The sequence below is a fragment of the Propionibacterium australiense genome (genome assembly GCF_003666605.1).
Taxonomy (GTDB): domain Bacteria; phylum Actinomycetota; class Actinomycetes; order Propionibacteriales; family Propionibacteriaceae; genus Propionibacterium; species Propionibacterium australiense.
The window spans coordinates 185,504-203,756 of sequence record NZ_RCIV01000001.1 but is presented as its reverse complement, the minus strand read 5'-3'; the positions used below and the strand labels follow the sequence as shown (position 1 = coordinate 203,756).

The 18,253-nt window shown below is 68.5% G+C and carries 17 protein-coding genes and 1 CRISPR repeat array (1 of these 18 only partly in view); of the genes, 9 read left to right on the top strand and 8 right to left on the bottom strand.

Going from position 1 to position 18,253, the window contains the following annotated elements; all coding sequences use genetic code 11:
- Positions 1–46: 46 nt before the first annotated feature.
- The gene (locus D9T14_RS00910; protein ID WP_119161110.1) at positions 47–241 is read right to left on the bottom strand and encodes a hypothetical protein; all 195 of its coding nucleotides are present in this window, start codon (positions 239–241) and stop codon (positions 47–49) included.
- Between the two features lie 315 nt (positions 242–556).
- Between D9T14_RS00910 and D9T14_RS00905 the strand changes: the two genes are divergently transcribed.
- Positions 557–2,155, top strand: coding sequence for an ABC-F family ATP-binding cassette domain-containing protein (locus D9T14_RS00905; protein ID WP_119161111.1), 1,599 nt, complete (start codon positions 557–559; stop codon positions 2,153–2,155).
- 59 nt (positions 2,156–2,214) lie between these two features.
- Here the strand turns inward: D9T14_RS00905 and D9T14_RS00900 are convergent, their stop codons facing one another.
- The 3 genes from D9T14_RS00900 to D9T14_RS00890 all read right to left on the bottom strand — a co-directional run bounded on the left by D9T14_RS00900 (position 2,215) and on the right by D9T14_RS00890 (position 4,726).
- On the bottom strand, positions 2,215–2,895 hold the full coding sequence (locus D9T14_RS00900; protein WP_119161112.1) for a CE1759 family FMN reductase: 681 nt from the start codon (positions 2,893–2,895) through the stop codon (positions 2,215–2,217).
- A 215-nt stretch (positions 2,896–3,110) separates the two neighbouring features.
- Positions 3,111–3,983: a putative RNA methyltransferase gene (locus D9T14_RS00895; protein ID WP_119161113.1), complete on the bottom strand. Its 873-nt coding sequence runs from the start codon at positions 3,981–3,983 to the stop codon at positions 3,111–3,113.
- Entirely contained in the window at positions 3,980–4,726 is a 747-nt protein-coding gene (locus D9T14_RS00890; RefSeq protein ID WP_119161114.1) for an SDR family oxidoreductase, read from the bottom strand. The genes D9T14_RS00895 and D9T14_RS00890 overlap by 4 nt, the downstream gene beginning before the upstream one ends.
- A 64-nt stretch (positions 4,727–4,790) precedes the next feature.
- Between D9T14_RS00890 and fabG the strand changes: the two genes are divergently transcribed.
- Both fabG and fabI read left to right on the top strand, forming a co-directional pair.
- The gene (gene fabG, locus D9T14_RS00885; protein WP_119161115.1) at positions 4,791–5,510 is read left to right on the top strand and encodes a 3-oxoacyl-ACP reductase FabG; all 720 of its coding nucleotides are present in this window, start codon (positions 4,791–4,793) and stop codon (positions 5,508–5,510) included.
- 29 nt (positions 5,511–5,539) lie between these two features.
- Complete coding sequence (fabI, locus tag D9T14_RS00880; protein WP_119161116.1) at positions 5,540–6,313, top strand: enoyl-ACP reductase FabI; 774 nt, start codon at positions 5,540–5,542, stop codon at positions 6,311–6,313.
- Positions 6,314–6,421: 108 nt separating this feature from the next.
- On the opposite strand, the gene D9T14_RS00875 is transcribed toward fabI, so the two are convergent.
- Positions 6,422–7,174, bottom strand: a complete 753-nt coding sequence (locus D9T14_RS00875) for an Rv1486c family protein (RefSeq protein ID WP_119161117.1) — start codon at positions 7,172–7,174, stop codon at positions 6,422–6,424.
- 117 nt (positions 7,175–7,291) lie between these two features.
- Between D9T14_RS00875 and D9T14_RS00870 the strand changes: the two genes are divergently transcribed.
- Positions 7,292–8,077, top strand: a complete 786-nt coding sequence (locus tag D9T14_RS00870) for an ABC transporter ATP-binding protein (protein ID WP_119161118.1) — start codon at positions 7,292–7,294, stop codon at positions 8,075–8,077.
- A gap of 342 nt (positions 8,078–8,419) precedes the next feature.
- On the opposite strand, the gene D9T14_RS00865 is transcribed toward D9T14_RS00870, so the two are convergent.
- Positions 8,420–9,466 (bottom strand): bile acid:sodium symporter family protein, encoded by a 1,047-nt coding sequence (locus D9T14_RS00865; protein WP_119161119.1) that lies wholly within the window; start codon positions 9,464–9,466, stop codon positions 8,420–8,422.
- 419 nt (positions 9,467–9,885) lie between these two features.
- Here D9T14_RS00865 and D9T14_RS00860 point away from each other — a divergent pair, with 419 nt between their 5' ends.
- Positions 9,886–10,701 (top strand): TrmH family RNA methyltransferase, encoded by an 816-nt coding sequence (locus D9T14_RS00860; RefSeq protein WP_119161120.1) that lies wholly within the window; start codon positions 9,886–9,888, stop codon positions 10,699–10,701.
- Positions 10,702–11,142: 441 nt separating this feature from the next.
- On the opposite strand, the gene D9T14_RS00855 is transcribed toward D9T14_RS00860, so the two are convergent.
- On the bottom strand, positions 11,143–11,943 hold the full coding sequence (locus tag D9T14_RS00855) for a potassium channel family protein (protein ID WP_119161121.1): 801 nt from the start codon (positions 11,941–11,943) through the stop codon (positions 11,143–11,145).
- 556 nt (positions 11,944–12,499) lie between these two features.
- Between D9T14_RS00855 and D9T14_RS00850 the strand changes: the two genes are divergently transcribed.
- The 4 genes from D9T14_RS00850 to D9T14_RS00835 are packed head-to-tail and all read left to right on the top strand — an operon-like array spanning position 12,500 to position 16,424.
- Positions 12,500–13,621 carry an ABC transporter substrate-binding protein gene (locus tag D9T14_RS00850; RefSeq protein ID WP_119161122.1) on the top strand — a complete coding sequence of 374 codons (1,122 nt, stop codon included), beginning with the start codon at positions 12,500–12,502 and terminating at the stop codon, positions 13,619–13,621.
- Positions 13,602–14,630: a FecCD family ABC transporter permease gene (locus tag D9T14_RS00845; RefSeq protein ID WP_119161123.1), complete on the top strand. Its 1,029-nt coding sequence runs from the start codon at positions 13,602–13,604 to the stop codon at positions 14,628–14,630. The genes D9T14_RS00850 and D9T14_RS00845 overlap by 20 nt, the downstream gene beginning before the upstream one ends.
- On the top strand, positions 14,627–15,433 hold the full coding sequence (locus D9T14_RS00840; RefSeq protein ID WP_170175734.1) for an ABC transporter ATP-binding protein: 807 nt from the start codon (positions 14,627–14,629) through the stop codon (positions 15,431–15,433). Before D9T14_RS00845 ends, D9T14_RS00840 begins: the two co-directional genes overlap by 4 nt.
- Positions 15,426–16,424: a sucrase ferredoxin gene (locus D9T14_RS00835; RefSeq protein ID WP_119161125.1), complete on the top strand. Its 999-nt coding sequence runs from the start codon at positions 15,426–15,428 to the stop codon at positions 16,422–16,424. The genes D9T14_RS00840 and D9T14_RS00835 overlap by 8 nt, the downstream gene beginning before the upstream one ends.
- A gap of 347 nt (positions 16,425–16,771) precedes the next feature.
- On the opposite strand, the gene D9T14_RS14390 is transcribed toward D9T14_RS00835, so the two are convergent.
- Entirely contained in the window at positions 16,772–16,960 is a 189-nt protein-coding gene (locus D9T14_RS14390) for a helix-turn-helix domain-containing protein (protein WP_183086017.1), read from the bottom strand.
- 361 nt (positions 16,961–17,321) lie between these two features.
- Positions 17,322–18,253: direct repeats of the CRISPR family, unit length 36 nt; unit sequence GCCTCAATGGAGCCCGGTCCTTAGGACCGGGAATAC (it continues 1,558 nt past the right edge of the window).

Sequence of the window (18,253 nt, the reverse complement as noted above, 5' to 3'; positions counted from 1 at the left end):
TCACGGTCATCGGCGGTATGGCCGCAGGCGGTGACGAAATCCAGGATCAGGCCTCACGATCGCAGGCGCGTCTGGGGCCGTTGTGGATCCGCTCAGGACCGAAGGAGCCGGCCCAGCCCAGCAGGACCGCCGAGACGAGCCAGCAGATGTTCTCGGCGATACCCAGCCAGGACCCGAGGAAGACCTGGATGAGCGCGTTGATGGCCAAGACGACCATGACGATGAGAACGAAACGGGCCACGAGAACACGCCGGCTGGGGCGTGACGCACGTGATGCATCTGACATCTGGTTCGCTTTCGTCGTCCTGTACTGCCTGCAGGGGGTAGAGGGGTGCACGGCACCTGCTCCCGAGTCCCTCGCACGATCAGTGGGGTGCTGCGACGATGACGCGACACGCAGGTATTTTCATTGTGCGACGAGAGGACCCTCCGGACAAGTCGATATTATCATTTTCAATTACTTTGCCGTCATCCGCTCAGAAGGAGAGCCTTTGCCCGGTACCCGCCGGCGCGGGAGAATGGGCGGCGGTCCGTCGTCGAGGAGTGCAGGAGCGCCGTGATACAAGCCAATGACCTGGAGGTGCGTGTCGGCGCCCGCCTGCTGCTCGCGCCGGTGAGCTTCCGGGTGGCCAAGGGCGACACCATCGGTGTCGTCGGCCGCAACGGCGCCGGCAAGACGACGACGATGCGGATCCTGGCCGGCGAGGGTCTCCCCTCGGGCGGCACGGTCAAACGTTCCGGGCGGGTCGGCTACCTGCCCCAGGACCCCCGGGAGTCGGATCTTTCGGTCACGGCTCGTTCACGCATCGTCTCGGCCCGCAACATCGAGTCCCTCCTGGCCAGGATGAACCAGGCCACCGACGACATCTCCCGGGCCCGCGGCGCCGACCGTGAGAAGATCATCGCCGCCTACGACCGTGCCGAGTCCGCCTTCATCGCCGCCGGCGGTTACGGCGCCGAGGCCGAGGCCGCCCGTATCGCAGCGAACCTCGGCCTGCCGGACCGGGTGCTGGCGCAGCCACTGCACGAGCTGTCGGGCGGCCAGCGTCGCCGTGTCGAGTTGGCCCGCATCCTGTTCAGCAATGCCGACACCCTGCTGCTGGACGAACCGACGAACCATCTCGACGCCGACTCGATCACCTGGCTCCGTGACTTCCTGAAGTCCTACGCCGGTGGCGTCATGATGATCAGTCACTCCACCGAGCTGCTGGACGAGACCGTCACCAAGGTCTTCCACCTGGACGCGAACCGGTCCACCCTCGACGTCTACTCGATGGGCTGGAAGCTCTACCTGGCCCAGCGCCAGGCCGACGAGAAACGCCGCCGCCGTGAGCGGCTCAACGCGGAACGCAAGGCCGCCCAGCTGCTGGCCCAGTCCGAGAAACTGCACGCCAAGGCGACCAAGGCGACGGCTGCCCAGAACATGGCCCGCCGCGCCGAGAGGCTGCTGGCCAGTACCGAGGCCGAACGCACCCGGGACAGGGTCGCCGCGATCGGCTTCCCCGACCCGGCCCCGTGCGGCCGGACCCCGCTCATGGCCGAGGGCCTGTCGAAGGCATACGGTTCGCTGGAGGTCTTCACCGACGTCGACCTGGCCGTCGACAAGGGCTCCAAGGTCGTGGTACTGGGGCTCAACGGCGCCGGCAAGACGACCCTGCTGCGGCTGCTGTACGGCATCGAGGAGCCGGACACCGGTGAGGTGCTGCCCGGTCACGGCCTCAAGCTCGGCTACTTCGCCCAGGAACACGACATGCTCGACATGGACGCCACGGTCCTCGAGAACATGCAGCTCGCCGCCCCCCAGCTCAACGAGACCGACGCCCGCAAGGTGCTCGGCGCCTTCCTGTTCACCGGCGATGACGACCACAAACCGGCACGCGTGCTGTCCGGCGGCGAGAAGACCCGGCTGGCACTGGCCACGCTCGTCGTCAGCGCGGCCAATGTGCTGCTGCTCGACGAGCCGACGAACAACCTCGACCCGGCGAGCCGGGAACAGGTGCTGGGCGCGATCCGTGCCTACAAGGGCGCGACGGTCCTCGTCACGCACGACGAGGGCGCCGTCCAGGCCCTCGAACCCGACCGGGTCCTGTTGCTGCCGGACGGCGACGAGGACCTGTGGAACGAGGACTACGCGGAGCTCGTCTCCCTGGCCTGAGCGGCCGTCGCGTTCCATCGCGGCCATCCGCTGCCGAGCCGTCGTGTACCCGCCCGGGATCAGGGCCACCCGAGCGTGCGCACCACCTCGTCGAAGGCGCCGCCGACCGGCTCGTCGCGGTTCAGCTGGAGCTCTGCCTGCGCCTGGTCCATCTCGATGGCCATGGCGGTCGGGTCGTCGGTGACGGCGGCCGGCAGGGGATTGCGGGTCGTGGCGTTGAGCCGGACGAAGGCAGCGAGCTCGTCGGCCGCACGATCGATGTGGGCGCGCACGTTCTCGTTTCCCCGGCTCAGCGCACTGGTCGTCATGTAGACGCCGGTCGGGGTCGTCATGGTGCGCAGATAGCTGAACAACGGGCGCATGGCGTGCTCGATGACGAGCGAGTGACGCTCTGAGCTCCCGGTGGCGCCCAGCAGCACCGGCTTGTGCACCAGGTCGGTCGGCGGCAGCAGGTCGATGAACGACTTGAACAGCCCGGAGTAGGACCCCTGGAAGGTGGGGGAGACGACGATGAGAGCGTCGGCGTCCTTGACCGAGGCGATCACCTCCGCCAGGTTCGGGTGCGTGAAACCACCCAGCAGGGCATCGGTGATGGCCTGTGCGTAGTCGCGCACCTCGATGCTCGTCACGGTGAGCGGCTCGGGAAGCCGTGTGCACACCGCCTCGGTCAGCTCATCGGCCAGCATCCGCGTCGTCGACGGTGCGCGCATGCCGGCGCTGACCACGGTCAGGGTCGTCATGGTGATCTCCGTTCTCAACCCGGATCGTAGGGCCTCCGGCTGCCGACGACCATGCGCGAAACGGATATGTGCTCCTCACCGACACGATCGTGACAATCGCGGACAGTATCGTCCCTTGCCGGAGGGCATCGTCCCAGTGTTAAGCCGGTCGCGAGCTCCCCGCTCCGGTCGCGGCCGACGCCCACCGGCTCGTCGGGTCGTTCGCGTGAAGACGCTCACGGGCTGGTCCTGGTCGTTCGCGTGAAGACGCTCACGAGAACACTCACGGTGATGACACCTGGTCCGCCCGGCTCGGGGTGCTCGTGGAAGGCGTTCGGGCCCATGGCCACCAGATCCCTCAGCTGCTCCGGCGTGCACAGGGCGTCGAACTCGACGAGTCGCCGGCCGGCCGGCACGAGACCCGCCTCGCACATCTGCCCGGTGAGTCGCTCGGCCTTGTCGCCGGCGACGTCGAGCAGCCCCAGCCGCGTCCGCAGGCCGGCCAGGTGGGCAGTCGTCGGGGCGGCGACCACCAGCCGCCCGACCGGGGACAGGACACGGGCGAACTCCCCCGCGTTGCGCGGGGCGAAGACGCACAGCAATGCGTCGACGCTGCCGGAACGCAGTGGCAGACCGACCCAGCTGTCGGCAACGACCGATGCCAGCCCACGGGCGGCGGACCGACGCAGCGCCGGCACCGAGACGTCCAGGGCCAGCGCCGTCGCCCGCGGGAAGGCGGCTACGGCGCCTGCCAGGTACCAGCCGGTGCCGGCCCCGGCCTCGACGAGACTCGACGGCGTCGCCCCGCAGGCCTCGACGATCGCGGCGCGCAACGGCTCGTGGACGCCTGAGCCCAGGAAACGGTCACGGGCCGCGAGCATCTGCGCGGTGTCCGCGTTGCGGGGCTGGGCCGCACCCGCCAGGTTCACGTACCCCTGCCGCGCGACGTCGAAGACGTGCCCGCCCGTGCAGCGCAGCGTCCGCCCGGACAGGGCCAGCGGCACATCCGGCGTGCCCCGGCGGGCGCACACCGGGCAGGCCAGCAGTGCACTGGCCAGTCTCAGGGCCTCCAGACGCTGCGCGACCGGGACGTTGTCCTGCCCGCTCACAGACCGCGGAGCATCCCGCCGTCGACGGGCAGGAGGCATCCGGTCAGATAGCTCGCCGCGTCCGAGAGCATGAAGGCCGCCACGGCGCCGAACTCCTCGGGCGTGCCCAGCCGCTCCATCGGGATGCCGGCGCGGCGGGCGTCCTCGGCGGTCGGCTCGTGGCCGAGCAGGTCGACCATGCGCTGCGTCGCGATGTTGCCGGGCAGCAGACCGAAGGTGCGACCGCCGTCCCGGGCGATCTCGTCGCCCAGCTGCTTGACGAGCATCGCCAGGCCGGGGCGCAGGCCATTGCTCGGGGCCATGTCGGCCAGGGGCATCTTCGCCGAGATCGACAGGACGAAGCCGAGGCGGGCGGCCTGGTTCGCGCCCAGCACGGCGCGCGCGGTGCGGACGGCCGCCAGGAAGACCGAGTCGAAGGCGCCGAGCCACTGCTCGTCGGTGGTGCCGGTGACGGTGCCCTTCGGCGGGCCGCCCACCGAGACCATCGCGCCATCGAGTCGGCCCCAGGTGGCCAGCGCCAGGTCGACGGCCTGCTGGGCCGTGCCGGGCAGGGACAGGTCCGCTGCCAGGGACGTGGCCGCATCGGCGCCGAGTTCGGCGACCGCCTCGTCGAGGGCCTCCTGACGTCGCGCCACGAGCACCGTGCGAGCCCCCTCGGCGGCCAGCGCCCGGGCGCTGGCCAGGCCCAGGCCGCTGCTCGCCGCCGTGATGATGAACACTCTGTTGTCCAGTCCGAGATCCATGGCTTCATCCTGCCGTACTGTGTCCATCGCCACGCGCGGGGGCGCGAACCGGTAGCGTGGCCTGGTGAGCACTGAGCAGAACGGGCGCGTAGCCCTCGTCACCGGAACCAGCCGCGGCATTGGCGCAGCCATTGCCTCCCATCTCGTCGAGGCGGGCTACCGCGTCGCGGGGACGAGCCGCACCGGCACGGCCCCCGAGGGCGTGCTGGGCATCGCCTGCGACATCAACGACCAGGCCCAGGTCGATGCCGCCTACCAGCAGATCGAGGCCGAACTCGGCCCGGTCGAGGTCCTCGTCGCCAACGCCGGCATCACCCGCGACGGCCTCTTGGCCATGATGAAGGACGATGCCTGGCAGGAAGTCATCGGCACCAACCTGTCCGGCACCTTCCGCACCGTGCGCCGTGCCGTGCGTCCCATGACGCGCGCACGTTTCGGTCGCATCGTGCTCATCAGTTCCGTGTCCGCCTACGTCGGCACGCCGGGGCAGGTGAACTATGCGGCCAGCAAGGCCGGCCTCATCGGCATGGCCCGCTCGGTCGCCGGTGAGCTCGGCAGCCGCAACATCACCTGCAACGTCGTGGCACCCGGCTTCGTCCGCACCGACATGACCGACGAGCTGTCCGACGACGTCAAGGCCGACTACCTCAAACGCATCCCGCTGCGCCGGGCGGCCGAGGTCGGGGACATCGCCGCCGCGGTGCGGTTCCTGTGCTCCGACGAGGCCGGCTACATCACTGGCGTCGTGCTGCCCGTCGACGGCGGCATCGGCATGGGGCGTTAATCTCAACCGGAACGAAAGGATCAGGTCACATGGGCATTCTCGAGGGCAAGAAGATCCTCGTCACGGGCATCACGATGGACACCTCCATCGCCTACAAGGCGGCCGAGGTCGCCCAGCGCGAGGGCGCCGACATCATCGTCACCGGCTTCGGCCGGGCACTCAGCCTGTGCAGGCGCGTCTGCGCCAAGCTCGACCCGGCCCCGCCGGTCATCGAGCTGGACGCCACCAGCGCCGAGAGCCTTGCCGCCCTGCCCGGCGCGCTGGCCGAGAACGGCTTCGACCACGTCGACGGCGTGCTGCACTCCATCGCCTTCGCCAACCCGAAGACCGCCCTGGGCGGGAACTTCCTGTCCACCGACTGGGACGACGTGGCCACCGCCCTGCACACCTCGACCTACTCGTACCCCGCTCTCGCCGTGGCCCTCAAGGACATGATGGGGCCGGGCTCCTCGGTCGTCGGTCTCACCTTCGACGCCACGATCAGCTGGCCGTCCTACGACTGGATGGGTGTCGCCAAGGCCGGCCTGGAGTCAGCGAACCGCTACCTGGCCCGCTACCTCGGGCCGGACGGCATCCGCGCCAACCTGGTCTCGGCCGGCCCGATCGACTCGCTGGCGAAGAAGGCCATCCCCGGTTCGGCCTCGCTCAACGACGTCTGGGACGAGCGCGCCCCGCTCGGCTGGGACGCCAAGGACGCCACCCCGGTGGGCACCGTGATCTGCGCCCTGTTCAGCGACCTGTTCGCCGCGACCACCGGTGAGGTCATCCACGTCGACGGCGGCCTGTTCTCGACCGGCGCCTGAGCCCCGGGAACATTGCGGCGGGAGGTCCGGCCCGATGGGGCGGGCCTCCCGCCCCATCATGTCCTGGCCCGAGAGGGCGAACACCGGCGGCAGGGCAGGACGGTCGTTTCAGGTGCGGGCCGGGCTCATGTCGGGCCAGCTGGCGGCCGCGCTGATCGCCTCGCAGCACACGGCGTCGAGGCGGCGCAGGTGCGTGGAACGGGTCAGCTGGGCGTGCGAGTGCAGCAGCGCGTCGCCGGCGTCCAAGCCGGCCGCGCAGGCCTCGCGCCAGAGCATCGCCTTGTCGAGCAGTTGCTGGTTGCGGGCCGGGTAGGCCCGTCCGAGGACGACCGAGGCGGCGTCCGCGGGCCGTTGGCCGGCCGTCGCGTCGAGCGCGGCCAGTTCGCGGGCCGACTCGAGGATCTGCTCGTTGAGTGCCGTCGCCGCCTCGCCCGGGGTGGGCGGGGGTAGCGGGCGCTCGGCGCGGGCCAGCTGCCACTGCATGGCCGGTCCGATCGGGTGGGGGAACCAGGTCACCCCGCCGTCATGGTTGACGACCGCGGCACCGCACGCCAGGGCCTGCTCGTTCACCGCGGCCGGGCCGCGCAACCCGCCGAGATTCCCCGGGCGGGCCAGCACGAGCATCCACAGTGCGCCGCGCATCCGGTCGGCGATCCGGGCCAGGGCGAGGCGGACGGGGACGGCGCCGCCGGCATCCAGGCCCAGGACTGACTCGGGATCGGCGACATGATGGGGGCGGTCGGTCTCGCCGGCCTCGCCCGTGCGCAGCGCATGCTCGGCGAGGGGCGCATCGAGAGCGCCGACACCCATGGTGTTGAGCAGGCTCACCAGCCGCAGGCACTCGATGACGGGGTCAGGCACGGCGACAAGGCTAACGGTGGTCCCGGCTCCGGCTAAGCGGTTGCGTCGCAGGCGAACGGCGGGAATCCTCGGCCGATTAGCCCGGCGCTGCGCCGGGCCAGATTGTATGGTCTAACCATGGTTTCGGTGGCAGAGCTTGCAGGGGTCAGTGTCCGGCGTGGTGAGAAGCTGCTGCTCGACGACGTGAACCTGAGCATCGACGAGGGCCAGCGCTGGGTCATGGTCGGCCCGAACGGGGCGGGCAAGACCACGCTGCTGTCGATCCTGGCGACCCAGCTCTACCCGACCAAGGGGGTCGTGGGGATCCTCGGCGAGGTGCTCGGCGCGGTCAACGTCTTCGAGCTGCGGCCCCGCATCGGCCTGACGAGCGCCTCGATCGCCCACCGGATCCCCTACCGCGAGAAGGTGCGCGACGTCGTCGTCTCGGCCAGCTACGCCATCAACGGGCGCTGGCACGAGCACTACGACGAGATGGACTTCGACCGCGCCGGGCGGCTCATGGACTACTTCGGCGTGGCGCACTTGGCCGAACGCACCTACGGCACCCTCAGCGAGGGCGAACGCAAACGCGTCGAGATCGCCCGGGCCATGATGACCGACCCGGAGCTGCTGCTGCTCGACGAGCCGGGTGCCGGCCTCGACCTCGGTGGCCGCGAGCGGCTGGTGTCCACGCTCAACCAGCTGTGCGCGAGCCCCTACGCGCCGACGACGGTCCTCGTCACCCACCACGTCGAGGAGATCCCCGCCGGCATCACCCACGCCCTGCTGCTGTCCGACGGCAGGGTCGCGGCCTCCGGTCCGGCCGGCGAGGTGCTCACGGACGAGAACATGTCAGCCGTCTACGGCATGCCGCTGCACGTCGAGCAGGCCGCCGACGGGCGCTGGACCGCCAAGGCAGCCTGAGGCCACCTCCGTCGCCTCCGCCGTCTGCGTCTCTCCGTCGCCTCCGCTGTCTGCGTCTCTGACGAGAGCTCAGCCTGCGCTTCGGGTTCGTCCTGCGGTACTTGCGTGTCTTTGCACAAAAACCGCAGGTTCGCCCATCGGCTACGCTGACCCGGCCTCTTGGCCCTGCGCTATCTGCTCCTGCGTTTCGGGCTCGTCCTGCATTTCTTGTGTGTCTTTGCACGAAAACCGCAGGGCCAGCCGACGAGTGCTCGCCCTGCGCTTTACGCGCCCACCACGAGAACCGCAGGATCACCAGCAGAACCGGCCGGATGGGCGCAGCCGGACGAGCGCGCTTCCGGTTCAGGCCGGGGATTCCTCGGCGACGCTCAGCCGCCCGCCCCGCTCGTGCCAGGCCCGGGGCTTGGTGCGGTAGCGTCCTGCGATGACGCCGCAGGCGATCAGCTGCGCCATGTGGAAGATCATCAGCGGCAGGACGAGCAGCGGCACCTGGGCTGCGCTGAACAGCACCGAGGCCATCGGGGCTCCGGTGGCCAGTGACTTCTTCGTGCCGCAGAACTGGATGGCGATCTGGTCGCGGCGTCCGAAGCCGAGCCGGCCGGGCAGCCACCAGGTGAGGACCAGCATGAGCGCCAGCACGACGAACAGCACCGGCAGGAGCCGGACGATGTCGAACAGGCCGACCGTGTGCCACACGCCCTCGTTGATGCCGTCGCTGAAGGCGCTGTAGACGACGCAGACGATGCTGAACTGGTCGACGAGCTTCAGCCGAGGATGGGACGTGACGAAGCCGGCCGTCCAGCGTCTGGTGAGCTGACCAAGGACGAACGGCAGCAGCAGCTGCACGACCAGGTCGAGGATGGAGCTGGGCTCGATGACCAGGCCGCCGGTGCTCATGACGACCATGGCCAGCAGGGGGGTGAAGAAGACCCCCAGCAGGTTCGACAGTGAGGCCGAGACGATCGCCCCGGCCACGTTGCCCCCGGCGATCGAGGTGAAGTTGATGGAGCTCTGCACCGTGGACGGCAGGATCGACAGCCACAGCACACCCAGGTAGAGCTCGGGGCTCAGGTAGTGCCCCGACAGCGGGCGCAGCCCCAGCGCGAGGAGCGGGAAAAGGACGTAGGTGAAGACCAGGATCGTCACGTGCAGGCGCCAGTGGGTCAGGCCGGCCAGCGCCTCGCGCGGGGCCAGCCGCACCCCGTACAGGTAGAACAGGATGAAGATGAGGACCTTGACGCCCCAGTCGAGCACGTGATTGGCCTCGCCGGTCGCCGGCAGCAGGGTGGCGACGATGACCGAGACGACGATGGCGGTCACGAACCAGTCGATGCGGATCCGCCGGTACCAGGGTCTGCGCTCGTGAGAGGGGGTCTGCGGCGTTGTCACCCGGCCAGTCTAGGATCGAGCGGCCCGCCCGGCGACGGTGCCCACGTCGCGGCACCGGCCGTGAGCGGCACCCCCCATGGTCCGGCTTCGTCTGACGCATGGCTGGCGGCCGGGTGGGTGGGGTGAGCACGGGGCCAGCCCGGCGGCCCATCCAGTGACGGCTCTGGTGGTCGGTGGGTGAGGTGAGCACCCCGATCTGCGCAGGACACCACTCGCCGTGCGCGGGCAGGCCGTGGCGACCGCGAGAACACCCCGGTCGGCGCGGGCCCCGGCTCGCCACCGGCGTTGGGTCTGCTGGCGAGCGGGAACGATTCGGGCCCGTGCAGGGCGCCGCGTCTTCGGGTGCGGCGAGCCATCGGCAGGCCGGTGTTCCGGGCCCGTGCAGGGCGCCGGGAGCGCCCGGGCACTAACCTTGCGCCGTGGCAATCCTCGTACCGGTCACCGATCCCGCCGACGAACGCCTCGGCGACTACGTGCGGCTGCGCGACGTCTCACTGCGCAGATCGCTCGAAGCCGCCCACGGATTGTTCATCGCCGAGGGCGAGAAGGTGATCCGGCGGGCCTGCGAGGCCGGCTACGAGCCGCGCTCCTTCCTGCTGGCCGAGCGCTGGATCGACGGGCTGCGCGAGATCCTCGACCGCTTCGACGTGCCCGTCTACGTGGTGGACGAGGTGCTGGCCGAACAGGTCACCGGTTTCCACGTGCACCGCGGCGCGCTCGCCTCGATGCGGCGCACCACCGGCCGGAACATGACGGACCTGCTGGGCGCTCAGCGGCTCGTCGTGGCCGAGGACATCGTCGACCACACGAACGTCGGTGCGATCATCCGGTGCGCCGCGGCGCTCGGCTGGGACGGCGTGCTGCTCGCCCCGCGGGCCGCCGACCCGCTCTACCGCAGGGCCATCAAGACGAGCATGGGTGCGGTCTTCTTCCTGCCCTGGGCGCGCATGGACGACTGGGCGGGCGGCCTGGACGTTCTCAAACAGGCCGGCTTCACCGTGGCCGCCATGGCCCTGCGCGAGGACGCCGTGACGCTCGACGCGTTCGCCGCCGAGTTGGCCGGCGAGCCCCGGAAGCTGGCCCTCCTCATGGGCACCGAGGGCAGCGGGCTGAGCTCGCACTGGCTACGCCAGGCCGACGTCGCCGTGCGGATCCCGATGGCCCGCGGCATCGACTCGCTCAACGTGGCCGCCGCGGCGGCGGTGGCCTGCTACACGCTGCGTCCCGAGCAGTGAGCCGGTCGCTGCCGCAGTCATCCTCACTGCCGGTCGCGCTCACGGCATGCCGAGCGGAGAGATCGTGTCCCGCCGTGTCGTCCGACCCATGACGAGAATGATCGGGTTGACGAGCCGGGCGGTCACTCGTGTGGAGGCCGTGCTCCCGGAACCTGTCGGGAACGAATCTGTCGAGGACTCGTATTGCCCGGGGCAGCCTCACGCATGCTGGCCGTGCCTTGTCTGGTCAAGCGTTCGGATCGACGGTGATGGGGCGGCCTCACGCGTGCGGGACATGCCTGCGACGGGGATCTTGGCGTAGATTTCTTGCGCGGCGGCCTCACGCGTGCGGGACATGCCAGGAGGTGCCGCACGCTCGGGGCACAATGTCTGGGCAGTCGGGCCGCGCGATCGTCTGACCGGCGGCGGGGGACAGGAGCGATTCTGCGAATGGACGGCCCCTCACACGGTTGTCCCGTCGTCCTGCTCTCTCCGGGTGTCCCGCCCGCTGGCAGGCGGCTCTGCGGTCGTGCCGGACAGTGCCGCGATCTGCTCGGTGAGCTCGGCGATCTGCCGCTGCAAGTCGGCCACCTGCACCCGGGTCGCCGCCTCCTCCTCGGCGCTCTCCACCGCCATCGTGCTGACGATCCACGATGCGAGCGTCGCGGTGATGACGCCGATGAGCGCGATGCCGCCGATCATGAGCAGCGCCGCGACCGTGCGTCCGATCGCGGTGACCGGGGCCAGATCGCCGTAGCCGACCGTTGTAATCGTCACGAGCGCCCACCACAGCGCGTCGGGGAACGTCGTGATCGAGGAGCCGGGCTCGTGCCGCTCGGCCTCCAACGCCGCCAGCGAGGCAGCGAACGTGATGAGTGTCGCCCCGCCCGCCGCGTAGATCATGATGCGGCCGCGCAGGGCCAGTCCAGCGTTGCGCTGCAGCACCCTGACGAGCGTCACGACGCGCAGCAGACGCAGTGGCCGCAGCAGGGGCAGGGCGACGACCGCGAAGTCGAACAGGTGCTCGAGGAACCAGCGGCCACGGGCCGGTGCGAGGACGAGCCGGACGAGGTAGTCCACGACGAAGAGCACCCAGATGACGTCCATCGTGACCTCGGTGATCATGCGCGGCGTGCCGTGCAGATCGGCGATGGTCTCCCAGGCGTAGGCCACCAGGAAGATCATGGCGACGGCGATCAGTGGCCACTCGGTGACTCGCTCCCATGCGCGCAGGCGGCCCGCGCGGATATCGCTACTGGCCATGACTGGATCATAAGTGCCCAAGTGCCGGACCGTTCCGGTTGCGCCTCATCGGGTGCCGGGGACGGTTCGCTGTTAGGCCAAGAGGACGGCTGCGTGATGTGTCTTGGGAACGGCGGTGGCCGACCGGGCCTGGTGTCCGGCCGTGAGGAAGTGGGGAAGAGCAGAGCGAAAGAAGTTTATTCAATGGGATCCCCAGAAGGGAGCCCAGTGCGTCTGCTTCCGCTGAAGCCGAAAACGTCATTCCTCGTGTTCCAGCGACCTGACAGGCTGCATCGCTTCGTCTGGCTTACGCGCTGGTATGGCTTGTTCGCATTGCCTGGATGTGGAGGACCGGCTGCCTCCTGATACGGTCGTGGTGCTGGCCCAGCCAGCGCGTACCGGTCAGCGAAGTTCGGTGAGATTCCGGCGCTGTCCCGCAACGGTGAAGGCATTCGTGCCAAGCCCGGTCGCCTGCCCGGTGCGCCCGTAACCACTTTTCGGAGCAAGAGGTGGCCGGACGGCTCGGTGCCGTGCTCATCGCCCCTCCATCTCCGCGTGACACGAGAGGGGAAGGACGATGAGGTCCTCCATCCGGCCCGGGCGGCTGTGCGCCACAGCGGCCGCCGTCATCCTGTGCACATCGCTGGTCACCGCGTGCAGCTCCTCAACACCACAGGACGCCTCCTCGGGCAAGGCAGGTGTCGACGTCACCGATCTGACCGGCGCCAGGGTGCACCTGGACCAGACCGCGCAGAGGGTCGTGACGATCCCGCTGCCCGCCGCCTCCATGCTGGTCGCCGTCGACGGCACCGCCGATCACCTGGTGGGCATGAACTCCGCCTCGATGACCGCCATCGAGAACGGTTTCCTCGGCGAGGCCTACCCGCAGCTGCTCGACGTGCCCTCGGACGTGGCCGGCACGGACTTCGCCCCCAACATGGAGAGCATCATGCGGACCGACCCAGACCTGGTCATCCAGTGGGGAGACGAGGGCTCCGGCGTCGTCGACCCGCTCACCCAGTCGGGCATCCCCGTGGCCCAGATCACCTACGGGACGCAGGAGCGCATCGAGGCCATCACCGCGCTGTACGGCGAACTGCTCGGCAAACAGGACCGGGCCCGGCGCATCGTCGACACGATGCACGAGCGGCGCGCAGAACTCGAGAGGCGCGAACCGGCCACCACCGCAGACGGCACACAACCCAGCGTGCTGTACCTGCGCGGGGACAAGGACGCCTTCAACGCCAACGGCACGAACTCCTACAACCACTTCACCACGGAACTCGCCGGCGCCCGCGACGCGGCCGAGAAGGTCAACGGCTCCTCGGTCGCCGTCAGCCCGGAACAGATCCTCGCGTGGGACCCCGACGTCATCCTGCTCGGCAACTTCGGCCAGATGACGCCCGAGGACCTGTACAACGACCTACGCTTCGCCGAGCTGAAGGCCGTGCAGAACCGGCAGGTCTACAAGGTGCCGCTGGGCGGCTACCGCTGGGACCCGCCCAGCCAGGAGTCCTCGCTCATGTGGACCTGGCTGGCGGCAGTCGTACGAGGCGAGAGTGCACCGGGACTGCGCGAGATGATCGCCGACGACTACGAGTTCCTCTACAACAAGCGGCCCGACGACACCCAGCTCGACCAGATCCTGCAGACAGAGGCCAACAAGGACTCCGCGAACTATGCCGACTTCGGCCGCTAAATGCCACCGGCGGTGGACGAGGAGCCTCACCCCGCTGCTCCTCGTACTGGTGGGACTCGTGGCCCTGTCGATCGGACGCTACGTCGTCGACCCGCTGCAGGTCCTGCGTATCCTGGCCTCCCATCTGATGCCCGTGCAGCAGACCTGGACCGCCATGCAGGAGAACGCCGTGATGAACATCAGGCTGCCCCGCGTGCTGCTGTCGATGCTCGTCGGGGCCGGCCTGGCGGCAGCCGGTGCCGCGCTGCAGGCCATCTTCGGCAACCCGATCGTCAGTCCACAGGCGCTCGGTGTCTCGTCGGCGGCCTCCTGCGGTGGTGTGGTCTCGATCATGCTCGGCACGGGGCCCTTCAGCATGATCGGGCTGTGCTGCGTCTTCGGTATCGGCGCCCTTGCCGCAGTCTTCGCCATCAGCCGGGTGCGCGGCACCGTCAGCATCGTCACGATCGTGCTCGGCGGTCTCGTTGTCGGCTCGTTCTTCAGTGCCATCACCTCGCTGCTCACCTACGTGGCCGACCCCTACACCGAGATGCCGGCCATCGTCTTCTGGCTGCTCGGCTCGCTGGCCGCGGCAACCACCGGGAAGCTGCTCATGGCCGCCGTACCCGTCACGATCGGCAGCGTCGTGCTCGTGGTGCTGAGGTGGCGCATCAACATCCTGTCGCTGGGTGACGAGGAGGCCTCGGCCCTGGGCGTCCACCCGCAGCGCATCCGCTGGCTGCTGCTCGTGGCCGTGGCGCTCATCGTCGCGGGCGCCGTCTCCGTCAGCGGTGTCATCGGCTGGGTGGGACTGGTCGTTCCCCACCTGACCCGTTTCCTGGTGGGCAGCGACAACCGCCAGGTCATTCCCCAGTCGCTGCTCATCGGGGCCGCCTACCTCGTGGTCATCGACACGATCACGCGGAGCATGGCGGCCGCTGAGATCCCGCTGGGCGTGCTCACCGCCATCATCGGTGCGCCGGTGTTCGTCTGGGCGCTGCGCAGTTCGACGAGAGGGGCATGGGCATGAGTGCCCCAGTGGCGGCGATGCTCGGCGCCGGTTTCGCCTTTCCCGGCGCCGGCTGGCTCTTCCAGCACGTCAACTGGCAGGTGGACGCGCACGAGCTCATGGCCGTTCTCGGGTCGAACGGCCGGGGCAAGTCGACGATGATCCGCTGCTTCATGGGCTGGCTCCGGCTGGCGGAGGGCAGCGTCCGGCACAGCGCCGAACCCGCTTTCGTACCCCAGCACCACTCACCGGTCTTCGCCTACTCCGTGCTCGACATGGTGCTCATGGGCAGGGCCCGCAGGCTCGGCATGATGCGGCTGCCTGGTGCCCGTGACAGGGCCGCCGCACTCGAGGCACTCGAGAGAGTCGGTGCCGCGCACCTCGCCGAGCGCGACTTCCCGACCCTGTCGGGTGGCGAACAGCAACTCGTGCTCGTGGCCCGGGCGATCATCGGACAGACCGGGCTGCTCGTGCTCGACGAGCCCGGCGCCAGCCTCGATCTGGCGAACCAGGCGCGCATGGTCTCGATCGTGCGTGAACTGTGCGACGAGGGCTGGGCAGCGATCATGATCACCCACCAGCCCGATCACGCCCTCGAGGCGGCCGACAAGGTACTGCTCATGGACGGCTCGGATGGCGGGGTCTTCGGTGCGCCCAGGCTCGTGATGACCGACGAGTCCCTGACCCGCCTCTACGGCATTCCGACCAGGATCATCAGCTACGAAACAGGTGGCACCGAGCGACTGACTGTCGCCAGCTCACTGCGGGGCCGAGAATCGGCCTGGTGCGACGGGCAATCAGCGAAGGAGCGCCCGGATGCATGAGACGAGCAGCGGCCCGCACGTCATGTCCGGCGCGGCGACGGACATGAGATCCCGCGACGAGCGCGCGCGTGACAGGCACGCACCCTGCTCGACCATCGCACGGGCCAGCGGTGAACAACTCATCGCCACTGCTACCCCCTATGACCGGTTCGTCCTGGTCGAGGTTCAGGCCCCATGGCCGGATGACATGAGGACACCGCCATGGATGCGCTCCGACTGGTCACCGGAACGGGTCGGGGCCCTCAACCGGGCCATCGCCGGCGCCGAGGCGGCCGGCGTGCGGGCGAAGTTCGTTGCGCTGGCCCCGGACCGGCAGTACTCGGTTCCGGGGAATCCCAGAGCGATCATCCTGGAACGACACGCGGGGCACTGCATTCGGTGGGTGCGGCAGGAATTCTTCTTGGGAGAGGAGGACGGCCTCGACCAGATGTGCGCTGTCGCCGGCGGGCCACTGGGCCAGGACGGTTTTCGGGTCGGTCGTGTACGGGAGCTGCTCATCTGCGCGCACGGACAGGTGGACTCGTGTTGCGGGCGCCTCGGGGTGCGGCTCCACCGCGCTGCGCGGCAGATGCTGGGCGGGGACACGACGACACGGGTGTGGCGGTGCAGCGCCATCGGCGGTCACCGGTTCGCGCCCACCGCGCTCGATTTCCCGTCCGGACGCATGTGGGGCCACCTGGTCGAGGATGATCTTCCGGTGCTCCTGACAGGACGCGAAATCGACCCGATCTGGGATCGCTACCGCGGGGCTGTGGGGCTCGACACGAGGGCCGAGCAGGCCGTCGAGGGGGAACTGCTGCGTCGCTACGGGCCGGCTCTTGTCGACGCCGAACTGGTCTTCCGGGTTGAGGATGGCTACGTGGATGTCAGCGTTGACCTGGTCGGCATCCATGATCGGTACCGCATGGTCGTCATTACCGGCGAACCGCGGATGGTGGTGGCCAACTGCAAGGGCATGACCTCCCCGGTCACACCGATCAGCGTGTCCTGAGCACTGTGCCCGGGACGACCGCAGGTCTCGCTGGCCGTGTCTGGGGCAGTGTTCTGGGATGTTCCTGTCCTGCGTGACGTGGTGAAGATCTGGTTCGATATGGGGTACGAGTCAGAGTCTTCGTAACAGTTGCTTCTGCGGTTCTGCGGGTTGAGTTTCAAGCTGCCGGACCCGTTCGACAAGCACCGCGACGAGCAGGCCATCACCCGGCGAATGGCCGTGGTGAAGGCCCAGGTCAATGACCTGTTGGGCGCTGGCTGTGAGGTGTATGCGGTCGACGAGGTGCGTTTGGAGCACGAGGCCGAGACCCGCCGCATGTGGCTGCCCAAGGGTCAGCGCACCAAGTTCTACCGTCTGCGCCGCTGCCTGGCCATCGTATCCGCGGCCACGCACCGGTACCGGCCCTGGTCACTGCTGCGTTTCACTTCCCGTGACACCACCGACACATCCCGACCGATCCGCCGAGCGATCTCCCGGAACGAACAGCCCTCATCGAGCCCCTTTGCGATCGCGGCCCGATCAACAACGGTCAACACCCGGCGCCCCGCACCAACACCCCCGGCAAGCACTGTTGTTACGACCCCATGGCACCACCCCCGAGCAGCCACCAGTTCCGCACCTGCCCCTGAATGCCTCAATGGAGCCCGGTCCTTACGACCGGGAAAATGAGCATACTCCACCCATAATCATGGGCTTTGCCTATACCTCAATGGAGCCTGATCTTGATGACCAGGAATCTAGCTGCAGGGCGGGTCCCAGCTGCTGGGAAATCGGATCTTAACGGAGCCTCACCTTTATGAAAGAGGATGCTAGCACGAGTTCTCAGCACCCGCAACCTTGCGTCCCCAATCTCAATAGGGCTCGATCGTCGGGTCATCGTGCACCATGCATACTACCTCCTCAATGGAGCCCGGTCCTTAGGACCGGGAATACAACGATCAACACGGAGGAGGGCAACGCGTACGGCTGGCCTCAATGGAGCCCGGTCCTTAGGACCGGGAATACGCCGCAGGTGACAGTGATCCTGTCTTCCGTCATGGCGTGCCTCAATGGAGCCCGGTCCTTAGGACCGGGAATACCCAGACGGCGACCCAGATGGGCTACAACGAGGAGGAAGCGCCTCAATGGAGCCCGGTCCTTAGGACCGGGAATACGCCCGGCGACCCGCTGTCGCAGGCGTACGAGCTGTGGCCTCAATGGAGCCCGGTCCTTAGGACCGGGAATACCGAGATCGAGGTCATCGACGGGGACCGCCGCACCAAGCCTCAATGGAGCCCGGTCCTTAGGACCGGGAATACGCCCTGCAATGTGACAGAGTCCTTGCCGATATCGAGGCCTCAATGGAGCCCGGTCCTTAGGACCGGGAATACCTCACCATCCCCGATGAGAACGACTGGGATGGTATTGCCTCAATGGAGCCCGGTCCTTAGGACCGGGAATACTCAAGTAATCAAGTAATGGAGCACAACCATGACCAGCCTCAATGGAGCCCGGTCCTTAGGACCGGGAATACGCCAGGGCGACCCACTTGGCCCAGCCCATGATCGTGACGCCTCAATGGAGCCCGGTCCTTAGGACCGGGAATACTCACCGAATTGTCCTGCGGACACAACAAGCGAAGGGCCTCAATGGAGCCCGGTCCTTAGGACCGGGAATACAGCGGGCCGGTAAGCTCTCCGGCTACCTGATCTACAAGCCTCAATGGAGCCCGGTCCTTAGGACCGGGAATACGTCTAGCCGCTCAGAAGCAGGCTGTCAAGTGACTCGCCTCAATGGAGCCCGGTCCTTAGGACCGGGAATACCCGGGCTGGTCACCGACTGGCTCGAAG